Source organism: Massilia sp. CT11-108, from assembly GCF_047302915.1.
GTDB lineage: Bacteria > Pseudomonadota > Gammaproteobacteria > Burkholderiales > Burkholderiaceae_D > Telluria > Telluria orientalis.
Map to the genome: position 1 here is coordinate 1 of NZ_JBKYMO010001063.1, position 788 is coordinate 788.

Annotated in this window: 1 protein-coding gene; it reads right to left on the minus strand. The window is 71.4% G+C overall.

Translation table 11 applies throughout. The annotated features are described in order from the left end of the window. Nucleotides 1-19: 19 nt before the first annotated feature. On the minus strand, nt 20-788 hold a 769-nt coding region (locus tag ACEN88_RS33140; RefSeq protein ID WP_413346549.1), incomplete at its 5' end, for a PilW family protein.

A 788-nucleotide genomic window follows, 5' to 3' on the forward strand; every position in this document is an offset into this window, starting at 1 on the left:
CCCCCCCCCCCTTTTTTTTTTACACCACCAACCCGCAAAACGCCCTGTAGCTCCGTCTCGGGGGCTCGGAGTTGTGTATAAGACACATGTTCACGTTCACGGCCGCGGTCGCATACCCGGTGCCCAGCAGGTCGTAGCGCGCGCCGCCGGGTGTACGCGTGGGACGGTTGCCGTGCAGCAGCAGGCCGATGCGTAGGCCGACGACGCGTTTCCAGTGCGTCCGCCGGTTGAACTCGGCCGGAGGCAGGCCGGCGAAGCCGGCATCGAGCGCGTCGATCCCCGTCGCGTTCACATAGCGGTTGGGGGTGCCGTCCGGCGGGTCGTCCGTATCGACGCCGTACAGCACCTGGAAGCCGTCCACGCCGCTCGCCACCGCGTCCGCGCTCCAGTGCGCGGCGCCGCGGTATTTGCAGTGCAGCTCGGCCTCGCCTTCACCGTTGCGCGCCACGTAGAAGATGCTCCAGCCCTCCTCGCCCGCCGCGACCGGGAAGCCGGCGCAATCGACGGCGCTGGCGTCGCCGGGAAAGCGGACGGCCAGCACGTCGCTGCCGTTGACGGCGGCCGGCAGCGGATCGTCGATGCCGGCCGTGGCGCGGGACAAGGTGCGCGCATCCAGTCCCGCGAGGCGTGCCGGGGCATGGTCCGCCGCAGGGTCGGCCAGCATGTCGGGGTCGACGGCGCCGGCCTGGCGTATGGCGCGGCCGATGAGGTCGATGGCGAAGCGTCCGCCGTCCTCCACGCCGCCCGACTCGGCCTGGGCCGCGTACGCGCCGTTCGCGAGCACGAGC